This window comes from Streptomyces sp. 11-1-2, from assembly GCF_003595545.1.
GTDB lineage: Bacteria > Actinomycetota > Actinomycetes > Streptomycetales > Streptomycetaceae > Streptomyces > Streptomyces hygroscopicus_B.
The window spans coordinates 5,250,404-5,271,536 of record NZ_CP022545.1 but is presented as its reverse complement, the minus strand read 5'-3'; the positions used below and the strand labels follow the sequence as shown (position 1 = coordinate 5,271,536).

The window sequence follows — 21,133 nt, the reverse complement described above, 5'->3', positions numbered from 1 at the left end:
CTAATCCGTCGGCCCCCGCGGTCCGACCGTGCGTCCAGCGGCTGAGACGGTACGTCCACATCCTGTTGACGCGGGAGGTGGGGCCGGTGTAGGGGCGATCGGGGAACGCGGCGGCCATGAATCGGAATTGGACATTCTCAATGGCCCTCTCGCCGTGGACCATGGAGGCATGGCTGATCACCAGGCAGACGAGCTGGAGCAGGCGCTGCGGCGGGCCGTCCGCGGGGACGTCTCCTTCGATACGGCGAGCCGGGCCCTGATGACCATGGACGCGTCGAACTACCGACGGGTGCCGGACGGTGTGGTCGCGCCCCGGGACGCGGACGATGTGGCGGCGGCGCTGGCCGTCTGCCGGGAGCGCGGGGTGCCGGTGGTCGCGCGCGGCGCCGGGACCTCGATCGCGGGGCAGGCCACCGGGCTCGGCGTCGTCCTCGACTTCACCCGCCATATGCGCGGCATCGTCTCGCTCGACCCCGAGCGGCGGACCGCCGTCGTCCAGCCGGGCGTGATCCTCGACGACCTCCGTACGGCGGCCGGCGCCCATGGGCTGACCTTCGGCCCCGATCCGTCCACCCACAGCCGCTGCACCCTCGGCGGCATGATCGGCAACAACTCCTGCGGCTCCCACTCGGTGGCCTGGGGCACCACCGCCGACAACGTCCACGAGCTGGACGTCCGCACCTACGGCGGGGAGCGGGTGCGCGCCGCCCAGGGCCTCCACGACCTGCCCGCCCGGCTCCGCGACGGCATACGGTCCCTGGCCGGTCACCACCTGGCCCTGCTCCGCACCGGCTTCCCCGAGCTGCCCCGCCGGATCTCCGGCTACGCCCTGGACGAGTTGCTGCCCGAGAAGAACGCCGACCTCGCCCGCGCCCTCACCGGCAGCGAGGGCACCCTCGGGGTGGTCACGGAGGCGACCGTAAGGCTGGTGGAGGCGCCCGCCGCCCGCGCCCTGGCCGTACTCGGCTACCCCGACGAGAGCGCGGCGGCCGAGGCCGCGCACACCCTGCTGCCGTACGGTCCGCTGACCGTCGAGGGCATGGCCGCCGATCTGGTCGCCGGGGCCTCCGGGCTGCCAAAGGGCGGCGCCTGGCTGTTCGTGGAGGTCGGCGGCGCCACCCGCGAGGAGGCACTCTCCCGCGCCCAGGAGGTGGCCCGCGCCGCCGCCGAGGCCACCACCGGTCACACCGTCGTCGCCGACCCGGCTGGGCAGCGCGCCCTGTGGCGGGTGCGCGAGGACGCCTCCGGGACCGCCACCCGGATGCCTGACGGCAGCGAGGCATGGCCCGGCTGGGAGGACTGCGCGGTGCCGCCGCCCCGGCTCGGCGCCTATCTGCGCGACTTCCGCGCGCTGATGGCCCAGCACGGGCTGCGCGGCACGCCGTACGGGCACTTCGGGGACGGCTGCATCCACGTCCGCATCGACTTCGACCTGCTGACCGAGCCCGGGATCCGGATCTTCCGCGCCTTCTCCTCCGACCTCGCCGATCTCGTCGTCGCCCACGGCGGCTCGCTCTCCGGTGAGCACGGCGACGGGCTGGCCCGCGCCGAGCTGCTGCCGCGCGTGTACGGGGAGGAGATGGTCGGCCTCTTCTCCCGCTTCAAGGACCTGTGGGACCCGGAGGGCGGCCTCAACCCCGGCGTCCTGGCCCGCCCGCAGCGCCTGGACCAGAACCTGCGCTTCGACCCCCTGCCGAGGCGCCCGGTGGACGTCGAATTCGGCTACCCGCACGACAAGGGGGACTTCTCTGCGGCCGTCCGGCGCTGTGTGGGCGTCGCCAAGTGCCGCAACGAGTCGGTGTCCGACTCCGGGGTGATGTGCCCCTCGTACCGCGTGACCGGCGAGGAGAAGCACTCCACCCGCGGCCGCGCCCGGCTGCTGCACGAGATGCTCGCGGGCGAGGTCGTCCAGGACGGCTGGCGCTCGGAGGAGGTACGGGACGCGCTCGACCTGTGCCTGTCCTGCAAGGGCTGCCGCAGCGACTGCCCGGTCGAGGTCGACATGGCCACGTACAAGGCGGAGTTCCTGCACCACCACTACGAGGGACGGGTGCGGCCCGCCGCGCACTACTCGATGGGCTGGCTGCCGGTATGGCTCCGGGCCGCCTCCCGCCTGAGGGCCGCGCCCGCCGCCAACGCCCTGGCGGGCGTGGACCCGCTGGCGGCACTGGCCAAGCGCATGGGCGGGATCGCGCCCGAGCGCGACATCCCGGAGCTGGCCCGGGAGCCCTTCACGCGGTGGTGGCGGGAGCATGCCCGTACGGTGCCTCGCGCCGGGAACGGCGTCCGCACCGTCGTCCTGTGGCCCGACACCTTCACCAACCACCTCTCCCCGTCCGTCGGCCGCTCGGCGGTCGCCGTACTGGAGGCGGCCGGGCTGCGGGTGGTCGTCCCGCCGGGGCCCGTGTGCTGCGGCCTGACCTGGGTCTCCACCGGCCAGCTCGACCGCGCCCGCGCGGTCATGCGGCGCACCCTGGACGTCATGGCCCCGGCCCTGGACGCCGGGCTTCCGGTGGTCGGCCTCGAACCCAGCTGCACCGCCGCCCTCCGCACCGACCTCCCCGAACTCCTCGGCGCCGACCCGCGCGCCGCGCGCCTCGCCGAGTCCGTCTCGACGTTCGCCCAGGCCCTGGAGGAGTACGCCCCCGACTGGCGGCCCCCCAAGGTCGACCGCCCCGTCGTCGGCCAGACCCACTGCCACCAACACGCCGTCCTCGGCGACGCCGCCGAGCGCCGCCTGCGTGAACGCGCTGGCCTTACGGGCGCGTTGAGCGGCGGCTGCTGCGGTCTGGCGGGCAACTTCGGCTTCGAGGAAGGCCACTACGACGTCTCGGTGGCCTGCGCCGAGGAGCAACTGCTGCCATCGGTGCGCGCCGCGGACCCCGGCACGGAGATCCTGGCGGACGGCTACTCCTGCCGCACCCAACTGAACCAACTGGCGGGCCGGAAGAGCCGCCACCTGGCGGAGGTCCTGGCAGAGCGGCTGCCGTGACGCCCAAGTCCGGTTACGACGACTCCGCCGCCTCCCCGGGCGCGGGGTCGTCCTCCGGCTCATCACAGCCGCCATCGCCGTACGCGGCCAGCCGCCCACCCCTGCTCTCGGCCACCCGCAGTGCGTCGCGCAGCGCCTCGGTCAGCCGGTTGGCCAGGAAGCGCAGTTCCCCGGTGCTCGCCTTACGGTCGTTGAGCAGCGCGCGGGCATGGGCGATGAGTTGTGCCCCCATGCACAGCCGAAGGGCCTCGATGTCGTCCGCCCGTCGGCTCAGGAGGCTGTTGCCGTCGCTCGGCGACGGGTAACACGGTTTGCCGTCCGGGCTGGACCATGGCAGCAGCCGTAAGGCAGTCTTGAGGGGGCTTCCGAGAGGTGTGGCGGTCACGGTACGGCTCCTCTTGCGGCGATGTTCCCGTGCCGTGACGTTATGGTCGCGTTGAGTAGCTGATCAATGGCGCTTTCGTCCGGCGATGGGTGGAAGTACCACCCGGTGTCACATCGGTACGCCGAGCACGTCGGCCATGGTTTGCATCTCCGGTGTCATCGTTCGCCGCCTGGCGATGATGTCGCCCAGGATGTCCCGTGCGTAGCGCTGGTTGGGCAGCCATTCCGGGGCGTCGGACCAGATGCCTCGCAGCACCTCGAAGGCATCGGTGGGCCGGTGCTTCATCACATGGGCTCTGGCCACGTCCAGGAGGTGGCGGTTCCGGTTGTTCGACGTCGGCCGGAGGCCGTTGGCGGGGATGCGCGCCGCCAGGCTGAGGACACGGTCCGGTTCCTCCGCCACCATCGCGTTCTCGGCGCGTTTGAGGGTCACGGTCACGGGGCCGAAGGCCCGGAGGAAGTCGCCCTCGGGGGCGAACTCGCGGCCCATGGTGACCGCTGCCGCGTGGGCGAGCCGCAGGGTGTCCCTGGCGACATCGGATTCGTTGTCCCGCACCGCGGCGGCCGACGCGCGCAGGAGCAGCCAGCCCCATGCGCTCAGCTCGGCGGGGGTGGCGCGGGACAGGCGTGGCTCGATGTCGTCCGACCACCGCACGGACAGCGCGCGGGCCTCGGCGAGTCGGCCCCGGCGCAGCAGCAACCAGCAGCGCGTTTTCGCGATGGCGGCTCCGTCGAGCCGGTCCATCGCGTCGTCCAGCGCTTTGGCGAGGGCTGTTTCGGCGGCGTCGAACTGGCGCGTCTGCACCATGAGCGAGCCGGTGAGCTGAAGTAACCGCCCCCGCAGGTGCCGACCGCGTGGGTCGAGCGCGGCGAGCATGTCGGCGTCACGCAAGAGGGCGGGGAGTACCGGACGCAGGTCGGCGAACCGGTCGCCGGAGAAGAGAGGCAGCGCGGCCTTGATCGCCGCCCTGACCCCGTCCACGGTGGGGGCCTGGTCGGCATCGCGATCGCCTACCGGGGAGGTCAGGGTGTGGCGTACCGGCCCCCAGTCTTCCAACGTGGCTTCGTCGGCGTCGTCCTCGCGATGTCCTGCGATGAGCCGCGTCGTGGACACGCCCAGCGCCGCGGCGAGCTTCCGGGCGGTTTCGAGGCGCGTGTCTTGCTGTTCGCCCTGTTCGAGCTTCCTGATCCAGGAGAGGGAGACTCCCGATGCTTCCGACAAACCGCGCTGGGTCAGCCCCCGACGCTTCCGGATGTCGCGCAGCCGCGCACCGATGTGGTCCTGACTGTTGTCGGGCATGCTCAGCTCCTTCGGGCTTCGACAAGGGACACGTACCCCTGGGCAAACGCGGTGAAATGTCGGTCAGTCACCCTGAACAGCGCAGGGTTCCGTCTGTGCCTCACCCGGACAGCCGGGCGGCACCGGGTTGCCCCCCGGCGCGTCGAGCGCCTGCGCTCGCACCGGGGGGCGGGCGCAGCCCGGGCGTCGTGTCCCAACCGGCTGAATCATGCAAGCGTGCTTGATTGTTTCTCGTCGCGCTGCCACCCTCGCTCGACAAGAACGAAAGACAGCCGACACACGACTGACCCGACGACGGGAGCGACGCGTGTCCGAGACGGAGGCTCTGCTCGGCGATCTGCGGGCGGAGGGGGACGAGTTGGACGGCCTGGTGGCCGGGCTCGGGGGCGCGGAGTGGCGTACGGCGACACCCGCGCCCGGGTGGAGCATCGCGCACCAGATCGCCCATCTCGCGTGGACCGACGAGCGGGCCGTACAAGCCGCCGAGGACCCGCAGGGGTTCGCCGACGAGGTGCGCCGGGCGTGGACCGCGCCGGAGGCGTTCGTGGACGAGGGCGCGGAGCGCGGGGCGGCCGAGCCGCCCGAGGCGCTGCTGGAGCTCTGGCGCGCGGGGCGGGATCGGTTGCTCCGGACGCTGGCCGCGCAACCGCCGCGCGCCCGGCTGCCGTGGTACGGGCCGCCGATGAGCGTGATGTCGATGGCGACCGCCCGGCTGATGGAGACCTGGGCGCACGGCCAGGACGTCGCCGACGCGCTGGGTGTGCGGCGGGCCCCCACCGCCCGGCTGCGCCATGTGGCCCGGATCGGGGTCCGGGCGCGGGGCTACGCGTACGCGGCGCGGGGGCTGGAGCCGTCGGCCGAGGAGTTCCGGGTCGAGCTCACCGGCCCGGACGGTGAGTTGTGGACGTACGGGCCCAAGGACGCGGCCCAGCGGGTGACCGGGCCCGCGCTGGACTTCTGTCTGCTGGTGATCCAGCGGGCGCACCGCGACGATCTGGCCGTACGGGCCGAAGGGGCGGACGCGGACCGCTGGCTGGACATCGCGCAGGCGTTCGCGGGCCCACCCGGCAAGGGCCGCGCCCCGGGGCAGGGAGCGGGTGACACGGCTCGGGGGAGTGTCGTGGGAGGTGGCGCCGCCGGAAGTGATGCTGCGGGAGATGGTGCGGTCGGAAGCGGCACCGCAGCAAGCGGCACGACCGGAAGCGGCACCGCAGCAAGCGGCACCACCGGAAGCGGCGCCACGGCAAGCGACGCTGCCGGAAACCCCGCCGGAGGCGCCCCGTGACCCCGCCGCCCCCACCCCTCCGTATCGGCAACGCCTCCGGCTTCTACGGCGACCGCTTCGACGCGGTGCGCGAGATGCTCACCGGTGGCCCCCTGGACGTGCTGACCGGGGACTATCTCGCCGAGCTGACCATGCTCATCCTGGGCCGGGACCGCGCCAAGGACCCGGCGCGGGGCTATGCCACCACCTTTGTGCGCCAGCTCGAGGACACCCTGGGGCTCGCCATGGAGCGCGGCGTACGGCTCGTTACCAACGCGGGCGGGCTCAACCCGGCCGGGCTGGCCGACGCGATCCGCGCTCTCGCCGAGCGGCTCGGCATCGCCTGCCGGGTCTCCCATGTCGAGGGCGACGACCTCCTCGGCGCCCGCGACTGGGGGCCGGGCGTGGTCACCGCCAACGCCTATCTCGGCGGCGCCGGTATCACGGCCTGTCTGCGCGGTGGCGCGGATGTGGTGGTCACCGGGCGGGTGACGGACGCCGCGCTGGTGACGGGCCCGGCCGCGGCGCACTTCGGATGGGCCGCCGACGACTGGGACGCGCTCGCCGGAGCCGTGGTCGCCGGGCACATCCTGGAGTGCGGTACGCAGGCGACGGGCGGCAACTACTCGTTCTTCACCGAGCACGACCTCCGCCGCCCCGGCTTCCCCCTCGCCGAGATCCACCCCGACGGCTCCAGCGTGATCACCAAGCATCCGCACACCGGCGGCGCCGTCACGGTCGGGACCGTCACCGCCCAGCTCCTCTACGAGACCGCGGGCGCCCGCTATCCGGGCCCGGATGTCACCGCCCGGCTGGACTCGGTGCGGCTCATCCCGGACGGCCCGGACCGGGTGCGCGTCCACGGCGTACGGGGTGAGGCGCCGCCCCGCACCCTCAAGACCGGGCTGACCCGGCTCGGCGGCCACCGCAACGAGGTGGTGTTCGTGCTCACCGGCCTGGACATCGAGGCCAAGGCGGCGCTCGTACGGGACCAGATGGAGGGGGCGATGAGCAAGCGCCGCCCCGCCGAGGTCCGTTGGACCCTCTCCCGTACCGACCACCCCGACGCGGCCGTGCAGGAGGAGGCGAGCGCCCTGCTGCGGCTGGTGGTGCGCGACCGGGACCCGGCGGCGGTGGGCAGGGCGATCAGCGGCGCGGCCGTCGAACTGGCCCTCGCCAGCTACCCCGGCTTCCATGTGACCGCCCCGCCCGGAAAGGGCTCCCCTTACGGCGTCTTCGAGGCCGTGGACACCCCGGCCGACACCGTGCCGCACACCGCCGTACTGCCGGACGGCTCCCGGCTGACCATCCCCCCGGCCCCCACCACGCCCACCGCCGGGGGCCCGGCGGACGAGCCGCCCCTTTCGCCGCCCCTTCCCCCGCCGCTGCCGCCGGGGCCGACCCGCCGCGCCCCGCTGGGCGCGGTCGCCGGGGCCCGCAGCGGCGACAAGGGCGGCAGCGCCAACATCGGCGTCTGGGCGCGGAGCGAGGACGCGTGGCGCTGGCTGGCCCACACCCTCACCGTCGACCGGCTGCGCGAACTGCTCCCGGAGACGGCCCCGTTGAAGATCACCCGCCATCCGCTGCCCCGGCTGCGGGCCCTGAACTTCGTCGTGGAGGGTCTGCTCGGCGAGGGCGTCGCCGCGCAGGCCCGTTTCGACCCCCAGGCCAAGGCCGTCGGCGAATGGCTGCGCTCACGCCATCTGGACATACCGGAGGTACTGCTTTGACCGCCCGTTCCGGTCCCCGGGCCACAGCCGTCGGCGACGGGTCGCCCTCTCGCCGCCTGGACATCCCGGAGGTATCCCTGTGACCGCGCTCGCGTCCGCGCTCGACCCCGCAGGCGCCGATCACACGGCCCATCGGGAGGCGATGCTCGCCAAGCTCGCCGAGTTGGAGGGCGAGCACGCCAAGGCGCTCGCCGGGGGCGGTGAGAAATACGTCCAGCGCCATCGCAAGCGCGGCAAGCTGCTGGTCCGCGAGCGGATCGAGCTGCTGCTGGACCCCGACACCCCCTTCCTGGAGCTGTCGCCGCTGGCCGGCTGGGGCAGCGAGTATCCGGTGGGGGCCTCGCTCGTCACCGGCATCGGGGTGATCTCCGGTGTGGAGTGCCTGATCAGCGCCAACGACCCGACCGTACGCGGCGGGGCCAGCAACCCCTGGACGCTCAAGAAGTCGCTGCGCGCCCATGAGATCGCCCGCGCCAACCGGCTCCCGCTCGTCAGCCTCGTCGAGTCCGGCGGCGCCGATCTCCCCTCCCAGAAGGAGATCTTCATCCCGGGCGGGGCGATGTTCCGCGATCTCACCCGGCTGTCCGCCGCCGGAATCCCCACGATCGCCGTGGTCTTCGGCAACTCCACCGCCGGAGGCGCGTACATCCCCGGAATGTCCGACCACGTGATCATGGTCAAGGAGCGCTCCAAGGTCTTCCTGGGCGGTCCGCCGCTGGTGAAGATGGCCACCGGCGAGGAGAGTGACGACGAATCGCTGGGCGGCGCCGAGATGCACGCCCGCACCTCCGGCCTCGCCGACTACTTCGCCACCGACGAGCCCGACGCGCTGCGCCAGGCCCGCCGCGTCGTCGCCCGCCTCAACTGGCGCAAGGCGCACGCCGATCCGGGGCCCGCCGAACCGCCGAAGTACGACTCCGAGGAGCTGCTCGGCATCGTCCCCGGCGATCTCAAGATCCCCTTCGATCCGCGCGAGGTGATCGCCCGGATCGTGGACGGCTCGGACTTCGACGAGTTCAAGCCGCTGTACGGGCGCAGCCTGGCGACCGGCTGGGCCGCGCTGCACGGCTATCCGGTCGGCATCCTGGCCAACGCCCAGGGGGTGCTGTTCAGCGAGGAGTCCCAGAAGGCCGCGCAGTTCATCCAGCTCGCCAACCAGCGCGACATCCCGCTGCTCTTCCTGCACAACACCACCGGCTATATGGTCGGCCGCGACTACGAGCAGGGCGGGATCATCAAACACGGCGCCATGATGATCAACGCCGTCTCCAACTCCCGCGTCCCGCATCTGTCCGTGCTCATCGGCGCCTCGTACGGCGCCGGTCACTACGGGATGTGCGGCCGGGCGTACGACCCCCGCTTCCTCTTCGCCTGGCCCAGCGCCAAATCCGCCGTGATGGGCCCGCAGCAGCTCGCCGGGGTGATGTCGATCGTCGCCCGGCAGTCCGCCGCCGCCAAGGGGCAGCCGTACGACGAGGAGGCCGACGCCGCGCTGCGCGCCATGGTGGAGCAGCAGATCGAGTCCGAATCGCTGCCGCTGTTCCTCTCCGGGCGGCTCTACGACGACGGCGTCATCGACCCGCGCGACACCCGCACCGTGCTCGGCCTGTGTCTGTCCGCCCTGCACACCGCGCCGGTCGAGGGCGCGCGCGGTGGCTTCGGCGTCTTCCGGATGTGAGTGAGGTACCCGTGAGCCGTGCCCGTTTGTCCGCCCGTTCGCTCGCCTCGTCCGCCGTGCGCGGCGGTTCCGCTTCGGCGTCTTCCGGATGTGAGTGAGGAACCCGTGATTCGTTCCCTCCTGGTCGCCAACCGCGCCGAGATAGCGCGGCGTATCGTCCGCACCTGCCGTGACCTCGGAATCGCCACCGTCGCGGTCCACTCCGACGCGGACGCCGGCGCGCCCCACGCACGCGAGGCCGACACCGCCGTACGGCTGCCGGGCGATGCCCCGGCCGACACGTATCTGCGCGGCGATCTCCTCGTGAAGGCCGCCCTGGCCGCCGGGGCCGACGCGGTCCACCCCGGCTACGGCTTCCTCTCCGAGCACGCCGACTTCGCGCGCGCCGTAAGGGACGCGGGGCTGGTGTGGGTGGGGCCGCCGCCCGAGGCGATGGAGGCCATGGCCTCCAAGACCCGCGCCAAGGAGATCATGCGCAAGGCGGGCGTGCCGCTGCTCGACGCGATCGACCCGGCCGAGGCCACCGCCGATGATCTGCCCCTGCTGGTCAAGGCGGCGGCGGGTGGGGGCGGCCGTGGCATGCGGGTGGTCCGCGAGCTGGACGCGCTCCCCGCCGAACTCGACTCCGCCCGCGCCGAGGCGGCCTCCGCCTTCGGCGACGGTGAGATCTTCGTGGAGCCCTATATGGAGGGCGCCCGCCATGTCGAGGTCCAGGTGTTCGCCGACACCCACGGCACCGTCTGGACCCTCGGCACCCGCGACTGCTCCCTCCAGCGCCGCCACCAGAAGGTCATCGAGGAGGCCCCGGCCCCCGGCCTGGGTGAGGAACTGCGGCGCACCCTGGCCGAGTCGGCGGCGAACGCGGCGCGCGCCATCGGCTACGAGGGCGCGGGCACGGTGGAGTTCCTGGTCTCGCCCGCGGGGCGGGCGTACTTCCTGGAGATGAACACCCGCCTGCAGGTCGAGCACCCGGTCACCGAGGAGATCTACGGCCTTGACCTGGTGGCGCTGCAGTTGCGGATCGCGGAGGGGGAGTCCCTCGACGCCGAGCCTCCGGCGCCCCGGGGACATGCCGTCGAGGCGCGGCTGTACGCCGAGGACCCGGCGCGCGACTGGCGGCCGCAGACGGGGATCATGCACCGGCTGGAGATCGCCGGGCTGCGGGTCGACTCCGGGCCGGCCGACGGGGACGCGATCGGCGTCCACTACGACCCGATGCTGGCCAAGGTCATCGCCGTCGCGCCCACCCGGGCGGAGGCCGTGCGGCGGCTGGCCCACGGGCTGGAGCGGGCCCGGATCCACGGTCCGGTGACCAACCGGGAGCTGCTCGTACGGGCCCTGCGCCACCCGGAGTTCGAGGCGGCCCGTATGGACACCGGCTTCCTCGAACGCCATCTGGCCGAGCTGACCGCCGCCGCCTCCGATGACGACGAGGCGGCCTCGCTCGCCGCCCTCGCCGCCGCCCTGGCCGACGCGGCGCGGCGGCCGGGGACCGCGACTGTGGCCGGGCGGTTGGGCGGCTGGCGGAACGTACCCTCCCAGCCGCAGCTGAGGAGCTACCGCGCCGAACCGGGCGGCACCGAGCACGAGGTGCGCTACCGCCTCACCCGCGATGGGCTGCTCGCGGAGGGCATGCCCGACGTCCGGGTGCTGGACGCCGAAGCGGGGTTGGATGCCACCCCGGGGCGGGCCGCCGCTCCGGGGCGGGTCGTCCTCGATGTGGCCGGGGTCCGGCGGACGTTCGAGGTGACGGCCTATGGGGACCGCCGCCATGTCGACACTCTCCAGGGCGGCCATGTGTTCACCGCGCTGCCCCGCTTCCCCGACCCCACCGCCCGTGCCGAACCGGGCTCGCTGCTGGCGCCCATGCCGGGCACGGTGGTCCGGGTCGCCGAGGTGGCGGTCGGAGACCGGGTCGAGGCCGGGCAGCCCCTGCTGTGGCTGGAGGCCATGAAGATGGAGCACCGCGTCACGGCGCCCGCCGCCGGGGTGCTCACCGCCCTGCACGCCACCACCGGCCGCCAGGTCGAGGTCGGAGCCCTGCTCGCCGTCGTGGCGGCGGGGGAGTGACGAACCCCGGCGCACCACGCAGAACGTCCGGGCCCGGACAGCCCGTCCGGGCCGTGCGGGACAGCACACGGCCCGCACAACGCATCGCAAGTGGGAGGAGCCGTCCATGACCAGCCCGCATACGCCCGTGGACACCCCGGAGCGCGTGGCGCTCCGCGCGGCGGTGTCGTCGTTCGCCAAGGGACACGCCCCGGGTGGTCCCCAGGAGGGCGACGGCGTTCGCCAACTGTGGGCCGAGGCAGGCAAGCTCGGCTATCTGGGCGTCAACCTCCCCGAGGAGTACGGCGGCGGGGGCGGCGGCATCACCGAGCTGTCCATCGTCCTGGAGGAGCTGGGCGCCGCGGGCTGCCCGCTGCTCATGCTGGTCGTATCGCCCGCCATCTGCGGCACCGTCATCGCCCGGTTCGGCACCGCCGAGCAGAAGGAGCGCTGGCTGCCCGGTCTGGCCGACGGCAGTCTCACCATGGCCTTCGGCATCACCGAGCCCGACGCCGGATCCAACTCGCACCGCATCACCACCACCGCCCGCCGGGAGGAGGGCGGCGGCTGGATACTCAACGGCCGTAAGGTCTTCATCTCGGGCGTGGACATCGCCGACGCGACCCTGATCGTCGGCCGCACCGAGGACGCCCGGACCGGGAAGCTCAAGCCCTGCTTGTTCATCGTCCCGCGCGGGGCGCACGGCTTCTCCCACCACCACATTCCCATGGAACTGGCCGCCGCGGAGAAGCAGTTCGAGGTGGTGCTGGACGACGTACGGCTGCCCGCCGACGCGCTGGTGGGCGACGAGGACGCCGGGCTGCTCCAGCTCTTCGCGGGGCTCAACCCGGAGCGCATCATGACGGCGGCGTTCGGGCTGGGGATGGGCCGCTACGCGCTCGACAGGGCCGTCGACTACGCCCGCACCCGCCAGGTGTGGAAGGAGCCCATCGGCGCCCACCAGGCGATCGCCCACCCCCTCGCCCAGGCCCATATCGAGCTGGAGCTGGCCCGGCTGATGATGGCGAAGGCGGCGTACCTCTACGACACGGGCGATGACGCGGGCGCGGGCGAGGCCGCCAACATGGCCAAGTACGCGGCCGGGGAGGCCACGGTGAAGGCGGTGGACCAGGCCGTGCACACCCTCGGCGGCAACGGTCTGACCGTCGAGTACGGGCTGGCCCGGCTGATCACGGCCGCCCGGGTGGCCCGGATCGCCCCCGTCAGCCGGGAGATGATCCTCAACTACGTATCCCACCAGACCCTGGGGCTGCCGAAGTCGTACTGACCTCTCGCTGAGCCTTCCGCTGCCAGGGCCGGGCGGAGGCGCCGTACCGGCCTTACGGGCGTCGTACCGGACGCCGCCGTACCGGTCTCACGAGTTGGGCAGAACGGACAGGTAGGTCCATCAGAGCTGAGGGGAACGGCCATGGTGCTGCGCAGCGAGTATCCCGATGTCCCGCCCGTCGATCTGCCCATCCACGACGCCGTACTGGCCCGCGCGGCCGAGGCGTTCGGCGACCTGACCGCGCTGGTGGACGGCGTGACCGGGGCGGCCCTGAGCTACACCGCGCTGGATCGCGCCTCGCGCCGGATCGGTGCCGCGCTGGCCGAGGCGGGGGTGCGCAAGGGCGATGTGCTGGCTCTGCACAGCCCCAACTCGATCATGTACCCACCGGCCTTCTACGGCGCGACCCGCACCGGGGCAGCGGTCACCACGGTGCATCCGCTGGCGACGCCGGAGGAGTTCGCCAAGCAGCTCCGGGACGCGGCAGCGTCCTGGGTCATCACCGTCTCGGCGCTGCTGGGGGTGGCCCGGCAGGCCGCCGAACGGGCGGGCGGGGTACGGGAGATCTTCGTCTGCGACGAGGCGAGCGGCCATCGTTCGCTGCGCTCCATGATGAGGAGCACCGCGCCCGAACCCGTGGTGGAGATCGACCCGGCCCAGGACATCGCGGTGCTGCCGTACTCCTCGGGCACCACCGGCACCCCCAAGGGCGTGATGCTCACCCACCGCAACGTCGCCACCAACCTCGCGCAGGTGGAGACGCTGGTCCCCAACCAGCCGGGGGAGCGGGTGCTGGCCGTCCTGCCGTTCTTCCACAGTTACGGCCTTACGGCGCTCATGAACGCACCGCTCCGCAAGGGCGCCACGGTGATCGTGCTGCCCCGCTTCGAACTCGACACCTTCCTCGCCGCCATCGAGAAGCACCGGGCCCAGGCGCTCTATGTGGCCCCGCCGATCGTGCTCGCGCTCGCCAAGCATCCGGCGGTGGACGGCCATGACCTGTCGTCGGTGCGGTACGTGCTGAGCGCGGCGGCGCCGCTGGACGCCCGGCTCGCGGAGGCGTGCGCCCGGCGGCTCGGCGTACCGCCGCTGCTGCAGGCGTTCGGGATGACGGAGCTGTCGCCGGGCTGCCATCTGGTGCCGCGCGACGCGAAGAACGCACCACCGGGGACGGTCGGAAAGCTGCTTCCGAGTACCGAGATGCGCATCGTGGCCCCGGACACCGGCGAGGACCTGGCCGTGGGCGAGGACGGCGAGATCGTCATCCGCGGGCCGCAGGTGATGAAGGGCTATCTCGGCCGCCCCGAGGACACCGACGCCATGATCGACGACGAGGGCTGGCTGCACACCGGCGACATCGGGCATGTGGACGCGGACGGCTGGCTGTATGTGGTGGACCGGGTGAAGGAGTTGATCAAGTACAAGGGCTATCAGGTCGCCCCGGCCGACCTGGAGGCCGTGCTGCTCGCCCATGAGGCCGTCGCCGACGCCGCCGTGATCGGGGTGACGGACGGGGCGGGCAACGAGATCCCCAAGGCATATGTGGTGCGCCGGCCCGGGACCCGGATCTCGGCGGACGACCTGATCGCGTACGTTGCCGGACAGGTGGCCCCGTACAAGAAGGTGCGCCGCGTGGAGTTCACGGACACCGTGCCGCGCTCGGCCACCGGCAAGATCCTGAGGCGTGAGCTGCGCGCCAGGGAAAGGAGTTCGACCACCCCATGACCGACGGCCCCACGACCGATGGCCCGCTGACCGCAGACCCCACCGCGGTGCCCATGCCTCTCGTACGGTCCGCCTTCGCGCGCGGTATCACCACTCTCACCCTGGACTCGCCGCACAACCGCAACGCGCTCTCGACGCGCCTGGTCGCCGAGTTGCGCGAGGCGCTGGCGGCGGCCGGGCGGGACGACCGCGTCCGGGCGGTGCTGCTCACCCACACCGGCACCACCTTCTGCGCGGGCGCGGATCTGAGCGAACCGCCCTCGGCGTCCGGTGCGGCCGGACTGGTGGCGCTGTTGCGGTCGATAGTGGAGCTGCCCAAGCCGGTCGTCGCACGCGTCACCGGACATGTGCGGGCCGGTGGGCTCGGGCTGCTCGGAGCCTGCGACATCTCGGCGGCCGGGCGCGGCGCCAGCTTCGCCTTCACCGAGGCGCGGCTCGGCCTCGCCCCGGCCGTCATATCGATGCCACTGCTGCCCCGGCTGGACCGGCGCGCGGCGGCCCGCTACTACCTCACGGGCGAGCGGTTCGACGCCGCCGAGGCGGCCAGGATCGGGCTGGTGACGATCGCGGACCCGGAGGGCGACGCGGACGAGGCGCTGGCGCCCGTCCTCGAGGGGCTGCGCCGGGGCTCCCCGCAGGGCCTCGCCGAGTCCAAGCGGCTGGTGACCGCCGATGTGCTGCGCGCCTTCGACCGGGACGGCGAAGCGCTGGCCGCGCTGTCGGCCCGGCTCTTCGCCTCCGAGGAGGCCCGGGAGGGCATGACGGCGTTCCTGGAGCGGCGCGAACCGGTGTGGGTGCGGGAGACGGCGGCCGACGCGGGGGCCACGGCCGACGTGGCGCCGGACGCCCAGGCCGCGGGGGACGCCGGGGCTACGGGGGACGCCGGGGCCACGCCGGACACCGGGGCCACGCCGGACGCCGGGGCCGCGGGGGCGTCCCGATGACCCCCCGTACGGCATTGCGCGACCCCAAGCAGGACCGCAGCCGCGCGACCCGCAGGCGGCTGCTGGAGGCCGCGGTGGCCTGCCTCGCCGAGCGCGGCTGGGCAGGGTCCACGGTCGCGGTGGTCGCCGAGCGGGCCGGGGTGTCGCGGGGCGCGGCCCAGCATCACTTCCCGACCCGTGAGGACCTCTTCACGGCCGCCGTCGAGCATGTCGCCGAGGAGCGCTCGGCGGAGCTGCGCGCCCTCCCCGCCCCGCATGGGGAGGGCCGCGTCCACACGGTGGTCGAGGCGCTGATCACCCTCTACACCGGCCCACTCTTCCGGGCCGCCCTCCAGCTGTGGGTGGCGGCCTCGTACGAGGAGCAACTGGGTGCCCGGGTGACTGCCCTGGAGGCGAAGATCGGCCGGGAGACCCATCGGATGGCGGTGGAGCTGCTGGGCGCCGACGAGTCGGTGCCGGGCGTCCGGGAGGCCGTCCAGGGCCTGCTCGACATGGGCCGCGGCCTGGGCCTGGCCAACCTCCTGACGGACGACGGCCACCGCCGGGAGCGGGTGGTGGCGCAGTGGTCGGGAATCCTGGAGATGATCCTGACCCCGCAGGACCCCGGCCACCCTTCCCCGGCCGCCTCCTGAGCCAGGGCGTGGCTCCTGGGCCGGGGCGTGGCTCCTGGGCTGCGGCTCGGTCTCCCGAGCTGCGGCTCGGGCTCCCGGGCGACCCCTCGCCGTCCGAACTACCGCTTGGTGTCCCCGTACCCGTCGATCTCGTGCGGGCTGCGCGTGCCCGGGCCGACGTACCGGGCCGACGGCCGCACCAGACGGCCCGTCCGCTTCTGCTCCAGGATGTGCGCGCTCCAGCCCGCCGTGCGGGCGCAGGTGAACATCGAGGTGAACATGGGCGCCGGGACCTCGGCGAAGTCCAGCACGATGGCCGCCCAGAACTCCACGTTCGTGGCCAGCACCCGGTCCGGCCGCCGGTTGTGCAGCTCGTCCAGGGCGGCCCGCTCCAGCGCCTCGGCGACCTCGAAGCGCGGCGCGCCCAGCTCCTTCGCGGTGCGCCGCAGCACCCGTGCCCGCGGATCCTCGGCGCGGTAGACGCGGTGGCCGAAGCCCATCAGCCGCTCGCCCCGGTCGAGGGCCTGCCGGACGTAGCCGGTGGCGTCCCCGGTGCGCTCGATCTCCTCGATCATGCCGAGCACCCGGGAAGGCGCGCCGCCGTGCAGCGGCCCCGACATGGCGCCCACCGCGCCGGAGAGCGCGGCGGCGACATCGGCGCCGGTGGAGGCGATGACGCGGGCGGTGAAGGTGGAGGCGTTCATCCCGTGCTCGGCCGCCGAGGTCCAGTACGCGTCCACGGCGGCGACATGCTTGGGGTCCGGCTCACCGCGCCAGCGCCGCATGAAGCGCTCCACGATGGTCCCGGCCTTGTCGATCTCCCGCTGCGGCACCATCGGCTTCCCCTGGCCGCGGGCCGACTGGGCGACGTAGGACAGCGCCATCACGGCCGCGCGTGCCAGGTCCTCACGGGCCTGCTCCGCGTCGATGTCCAGCAGCGGTTTGAGGCCCCAGACGGGCGCGAGCATGGCCAGCGCGGACTGGACGTCGACCCGGACGTCCCCGGAGTGGACCGGGATGGGGAACGGCTCGGCGGCCGGCAGCCCCGGGTTGAAGGCACCGTCGACCAGCAGACCCCACACGTTCCCGAAGGAGACATGGCCCACCAGGTCCTCGATGTCCACGCCTCGGTAGCGCAGCGCGCCGCCTTCCTTGTCGGGTTCGGCGATCTCCGTCTCGAACGCGACGACTCCTTCGAGTCCGGGTACGAAGTCGGACATCAGGCGGCTCCTCATGCTGCGGACGACGGCGGTGCCGGAACGGTTACGCGGCCGCCTGACACGACTCGCGGTCCGTACCGGTGACTCCGGTGATGTGCCCCGTGCGGGTAGTGGTCACCCAACCGCGGCGGGGAGTGACCTCCAGGGCACGGGGGGTGGTGCCTGCCAGGCGCCGACAGGCGCATGGTCAGCCTCAGTCTGGTGGGTGCGCTCGCCACGGGGAAGCGTGAGAAGCGGCACACGCGGTGCGCGTCGCGGGAGGGTTACGGGGCGGTAAGGCGGGGGAGGGAGATCGCTCTTCCGGGGCAGCCCGTGCGAAGGACCGATGATGTTGCAAGATATGCCCGTGCCTCACGTTGACTCGGAGCCCTCGGCTTCCTCCGCGCGTACGTACGACCCGGCCGCCATGCGCGAGCACTACCGCGCGGCCGGCTTCGACGAGGCGGATCTCGCGGGCGATCCGTTCCGGCAGTTCACCCGGTGGTTCGAGGACGCGGTCGGCAGCGGGCTCTTCGAACCGAACGCCATGATCGTCTCGACGGCCGACGCGGCGGGCCGCCCCAGCTCCCGCACCGTCCTGATGAAGAGCTTCGACGAGCGCGGCTTCGTCTTCTACACCAACTACGGCTCCCGCAAGGGCCGTGAGCTGGGCGAGAACCCACATGTCGCGCTGCTCTTCCCCTGGCATCCCATCGCCCGGCAGGTGATCGTCACGGGCATCGCGCGGCGCACCGGGCGGGACGAGACGGCGGCGTACTTCCGGACCCGGCCGCACGGCTCGCAGCTCGGGGCGTGGGCGAGCACGCAGTCCACGGTGGTGGGCTCGCGGGAGGAGCTGGACCGCTCGTACGAGGAGCTGGCGGACCGCTATCCGCCGGGGGAGCAGGTGCCGGTGCCGCCGGAGTGGGGCGGGTTCCGGGTGGTGCCGGAGGCGGTGGAGTTCTGGCAGGGCCGGGAGAACCGGCTGCACGACCGGCTGCGGTACGTCCGGATGGCCGATGAGGAGGGCGAGGGCTGGCGGGTGGAGCGGCTGTACCCGTAGGGGAGGCGCGTGGGAGGGCGGCGCTCGGGGCGGTGCGGACCGTAAGGCCGCCGAGAACACGCCCGTGAGGCCGCTGAGAACCAGCCCCTGAGGCTTACCCCCTGAAGAGCCCTGAGGCTCCTGAAGAGCCCCGAAAACGCGGACAACCCGCGGGTCTTTACCCCTGACGCCCTGAGGCGGAAGGGGGCCGGTCGGACGTACCGGCGACCCGCGGGTCGGGTGACTGCATGGGATTGGCCGGCTGCGCACCTCTTTCGTGCGCCAGTCCGGCGATGCGCAGAGCGCGACGACGGACTGCTAGCCCGCAGTCACCTCACGCGTCCGGATTTCATACATCTGCCGAACCACCTCCCTTCTCGTGTATCCCAAGCCTAAGAACCGCCTCCTGCCACACACAAGCGAATTTCCGTGTGGCAACGATTTCGGCGAATGCGGTGTGGCGCGTGTCACGTTCGAGTTCAATGTCCGACGTGCCCCACAACAGACAGCCACGTCGAGCAAGGGGTCTCAGGTGAGCGCTTCACAACGTTCCGAACCCGCAGGGCCAGCGCGTTCCGCCCGATCCTCGCGGGGGGTCCCCGGGCAGGCGGGCGCCGCCGCGTCGGCGCCCGTCCGGCCCGAGTGCCCGGACGGGCCCGAGCGGCCCGACTCCGAACTGCTCGCCGCGCTGCTCGACGGGATGGACGCCGCCCTGTGCGCGTTCGACGCCGACAGCACGGTGACCCACTGGAACCACGAGGCCGAGCGCATCCTCGGCTGGACGGCGGCGGAGGCGGTCGGCCGTAAGGGGCTGGGCGGCTGGGCCGCCCGTCCAGAGGACGCGCGGGACGTCGACGCGCGCCTTACGGAGGCCATGGGCACCACGGGACGCCGGGTGCACGAGTTCGCGCTGCTGACCAAGGACGGCGGCCGGGTCCTGGTCCGTACGCAGTCCTCGGCGGTGGCGGGCGCGGACGGCCACCCGGCCGGGGTCTACTGCGCCTTCAGCGAGGTGCACGCGCAGGTCGACCTGGAGCGGTCGATCGCGCTGAGCGAGGCGCTGCTGGAGGACGCGTCGTGGAACGTGGTCCTGGTCGACGCGGATCTGCGGGTGGCCGTCGTCAACGCCAGTGCGGCGGGGGCGCTGCGTACGGCCCGTAAGGCCGCGCCCGGCCGGCCGCTGGGCGACTTCCTGGACCAGGGCGTCGAGGAGGCGGAGGCCGCGCTGCAGCACGTCCTGGCGGAGGGCGCGCCCCCGGCGCCCACCGAGCTGTGGGTGACGCTGCGGGACGCCGACGCGGCGGACGGCTTCGAGGGCGCGGACAGCGTGCGCTACGAACTGCTCGACGACGACGAGGCGGTGCGCGGTGAGGGAGCCGACCGCGGAGATGCCGGTGCGGCGGCGCGGCACCGCTGCTGGCGCAGCGGCTTCCTCCGGCTGGCCTCGCCACTCACCGAGGAGCCGGTGCCGCTCGGCGTGGCCTGGATCTTCCAGGACGTGACGGAGGCGAAGGGCCAGGAGCAGGAGAGCGCCCGGATGCGCTTCCGGGGCAACCAGCTGCACCGGGCGGCGCGGGCGGCGGCCGAATGCGAGGACCCGATGGAGGCGGCCTCGGCCCATCTGGACTTCGCGCTGGTGGGCTTCGCCGATCACGCCCTGATCGACCTGGTCCTGGACCAGCCGCCGGGCGCCCCGGCGGACCGGGTCCGGCTCGTCCGGGCGGCGGCCACGCCCACCGGCGCCCCCGGCCCCTGCCCGCCCGTCGTCCCGGGCGGCATCCCGCTGGGCTACCCGGAGGGCCATCCGGCGCTCCAGGCGGTCGACCGCTGCGGTTCCGTACGGGCGAGCACGAGACGCTCGGACGAGCCCGCGGCGGCCCAGTGGGCGGTGACCCGCAAATGGCCGGAGGGCACGGTGCACGGCCTCTGCGCGGTGCTGCGCAGCCGCGGCCGTACCCTCGGCGTGGTCACCTTCCTGCGCACCTCCAGCCGCCGGGCCTTCGACCGTACGGACGCGGCGTACGCGGAGGACGTCGCTGCCCGGGTCGCGGCCTCGGTGGACCTGGCCACGGGCCGCCGCTGACGCCCCGGCCCGTGCGGCCCCGGCTGGTGACGCCCCGGGCCGGGAGGCGCCGCCGGGGTCCTACCTTCGGTAGAAGATCCGGTCCCCGTACTCGGTCATCACCTTGCGGTTCCACTCATGCCCGCCGTCCACGTTCCCCGACCTGAGCATGGGCGGCTCGATTCCCCGCTCGGCCAGTTCCGCGACCCCGGCCGCCACCATGGACTGCATGATCGCGCTCGTCACGACGGTGGACGCGGGGGCGAAGGGCGCGCCGACGCCGTCCACCGTGAGTTCCGCGTCCCCGATCGCGATCTTGTTGTCGATGACCAGATCGCACTGGTCCTTGAGGAAGCCACCGGAGGAGTTGCGCGAGGTCGTGCCGGTCGCGTAGCCGACCGAGGTCACCCCGATCACCCTGACACCGCGCTCCCGGGCGCTCATCGCCATCTCGACGGGCAGGGCGTTGCGCCCGGACAGCGAGATCACGATCAGCAGGTCCCCGGACCGGAGCGGACTGCTGTCGAGGACGGTCGTGGCGAGCCCGTCGACGCGTTCCAGCGCGCTGCCGAGGGTGGCGGGGATGACGTCCACGCCCACCACACCCGGCACCGGCAGCAGGTTCATCAGCGCGAGCCCGCCCGCGCGGTAGACGACGTCCTGCGCCGGCAGGGAGGAGTGCCCGGCGCCGAACGCGAAGAGGCGGCCGCCCGCGGCGACGGTATCGGCGATCAGGCTGCCCGCCGCGGCGATATGCTCGCCCTCCTCGTCCCGCACCTGCCGCAGCAGGCCGATGGCCGCGTCGAAGAATTGCCCGGCCGGTTTGGACTCGTTCATCAACGCGTCGCCTTCCCTGTGGGGGTTT

At 73.2% G+C, this 21,133-nt stretch carries 14 protein-coding genes and 1 pseudogene; 11 read left to right on the top strand and 4 right to left on the bottom strand.

Going from position 1 to position 21,133, the window contains the following annotated elements:
- Nucleotides 1-169 precede the first annotated feature (169 nt).
- Complete coding sequence (locus CGL27_RS21990; RefSeq protein ID WP_119989499.1) at nt 170-2,992, top strand: FAD-binding and (Fe-S)-binding domain-containing protein; 2,823 nt, start codon at nt 170-172, stop codon at nt 2,990-2,992.
- Nucleotides 2,993-3,005: 13 nt separating this feature from the next.
- On the opposite strand, the gene CGL27_RS21985 is transcribed toward CGL27_RS21990, so the two are convergent.
- A complete protein-coding gene (locus CGL27_RS21985) occupies nt 3,006-3,377 on the bottom strand; it encodes a hypothetical protein (protein ID WP_240450595.1) in 372 nt (123 codons plus the stop codon).
- 108 nt (nt 3,378-3,485) lie between these two features.
- Complete coding sequence (locus tag CGL27_RS21980) at nt 3,486-4,676, bottom strand: helix-turn-helix transcriptional regulator (RefSeq protein WP_119989496.1); 1,191 nt, start codon at nt 4,674-4,676, stop codon at nt 3,486-3,488.
- Nucleotides 4,677-4,983: 307 nt separating this feature from the next.
- On the opposite strand from CGL27_RS21980, the gene CGL27_RS21975 reads away from it, so the two are divergent.
- The 8 genes and pseudogenes from CGL27_RS21975 to CGL27_RS21940 all read left to right on the top strand — a co-directional run bounded on the left by CGL27_RS21975 (nt 4,984) and on the right by CGL27_RS21940 (nt 15,986).
- Nucleotides 4,984-5,961: a TIGR03084 family metal-binding protein gene (locus CGL27_RS21975; protein WP_119989494.1), complete on the top strand. Its 978-nt coding sequence runs from the start codon at nt 4,984-4,986 to the stop codon at nt 5,959-5,961.
- Nucleotides 5,958-7,670, top strand: a complete 1,713-nt coding sequence (locus CGL27_RS21970; protein WP_119989492.1) for an acyclic terpene utilization AtuA family protein — start codon at nt 5,958-5,960, stop codon at nt 7,668-7,670. Before CGL27_RS21975 ends, CGL27_RS21970 begins: the two co-directional genes overlap by 4 nt.
- A 79-nt stretch (nt 7,671-7,749) precedes the next feature.
- Complete coding sequence (locus CGL27_RS21965) at nt 7,750-9,348, top strand: carboxyl transferase domain-containing protein (RefSeq protein WP_119989490.1); 1,599 nt, start codon at nt 7,750-7,752, stop codon at nt 9,346-9,348.
- A gap of 105 nt (nt 9,349-9,453) precedes the next feature.
- Nucleotides 9,454-11,418 (top strand): biotin carboxylase N-terminal domain-containing protein, encoded by a 1,965-nt coding sequence (locus CGL27_RS21960; RefSeq protein WP_119989488.1) that lies wholly within the window; start codon nt 9,454-9,456, stop codon nt 11,416-11,418.
- 106 nt (nt 11,419-11,524) lie between these two features.
- Nucleotides 11,525-12,685: an acyl-CoA dehydrogenase family protein gene (locus tag CGL27_RS21955; protein WP_078642056.1), complete on the top strand. Its 1,161-nt coding sequence runs from the start codon at nt 11,525-11,527 to the stop codon at nt 12,683-12,685.
- A gap of 141 nt (nt 12,686-12,826) precedes the next feature.
- Nucleotides 12,827-14,410, top strand: a complete 1,584-nt coding sequence (locus CGL27_RS21950; protein WP_119989486.1) for a 4-coumarate--CoA ligase family protein — start codon at nt 12,827-12,829, stop codon at nt 14,408-14,410.
- Nucleotides 14,411-14,463: 53 nt separating this feature from the next.
- Nucleotides 14,464-15,210: pseudogene (locus tag CGL27_RS21945) on the top strand (enoyl-CoA hydratase family protein); the annotation flags it as partial.
- Between the two features lie 140 nt (nt 15,211-15,350).
- A complete protein-coding gene (locus tag CGL27_RS21940) occupies nt 15,351-15,986 on the top strand; it encodes a TetR/AcrR family transcriptional regulator (RefSeq protein ID WP_078642053.1) in 636 nt (211 codons plus the stop codon).
- A gap of 98 nt (nt 15,987-16,084) precedes the next feature.
- Here CGL27_RS21940 and CGL27_RS21935 read toward each other — a convergent pair whose 3' ends face one another.
- Entirely contained in the window at nt 16,085-17,185 is a 1,101-nt protein-coding gene (locus tag CGL27_RS21935; RefSeq protein WP_078642052.1) for a citrate synthase 2, read from the bottom strand.
- A 340-nt stretch (nt 17,186-17,525) separates the two neighbouring features.
- On the opposite strand from CGL27_RS21935, the gene pdxH reads away from it, so the two are divergent.
- Nucleotides 17,526-18,227 carry a pyridoxamine 5'-phosphate oxidase gene (gene pdxH / locus CGL27_RS21930; RefSeq protein ID WP_240450594.1) on the top strand — a complete coding sequence of 234 codons (702 nt, stop codon included), beginning with the start codon at nt 17,526-17,528 and terminating at the stop codon, nt 18,225-18,227.
- A gap of 511 nt (nt 18,228-18,738) precedes the next feature.
- A complete protein-coding gene (locus CGL27_RS21925) occupies nt 18,739-20,289 on the top strand; it encodes a PAS domain-containing protein (protein WP_119989482.1) in 1,551 nt (516 codons plus the stop codon).
- Between the two features lie 60 nt (nt 20,290-20,349).
- Here CGL27_RS21925 and CGL27_RS21920 read toward each other — a convergent pair whose 3' ends face one another.
- The gene (locus CGL27_RS21920; RefSeq protein WP_119994490.1) at nt 20,350-21,105 is read right to left on the bottom strand and encodes an SIS domain-containing protein; all 756 of its coding nucleotides are present in this window, start codon (nt 21,103-21,105) and stop codon (nt 20,350-20,352) included.
- Between the last annotated feature and the right edge of the window lie 28 nt (nt 21,106-21,133).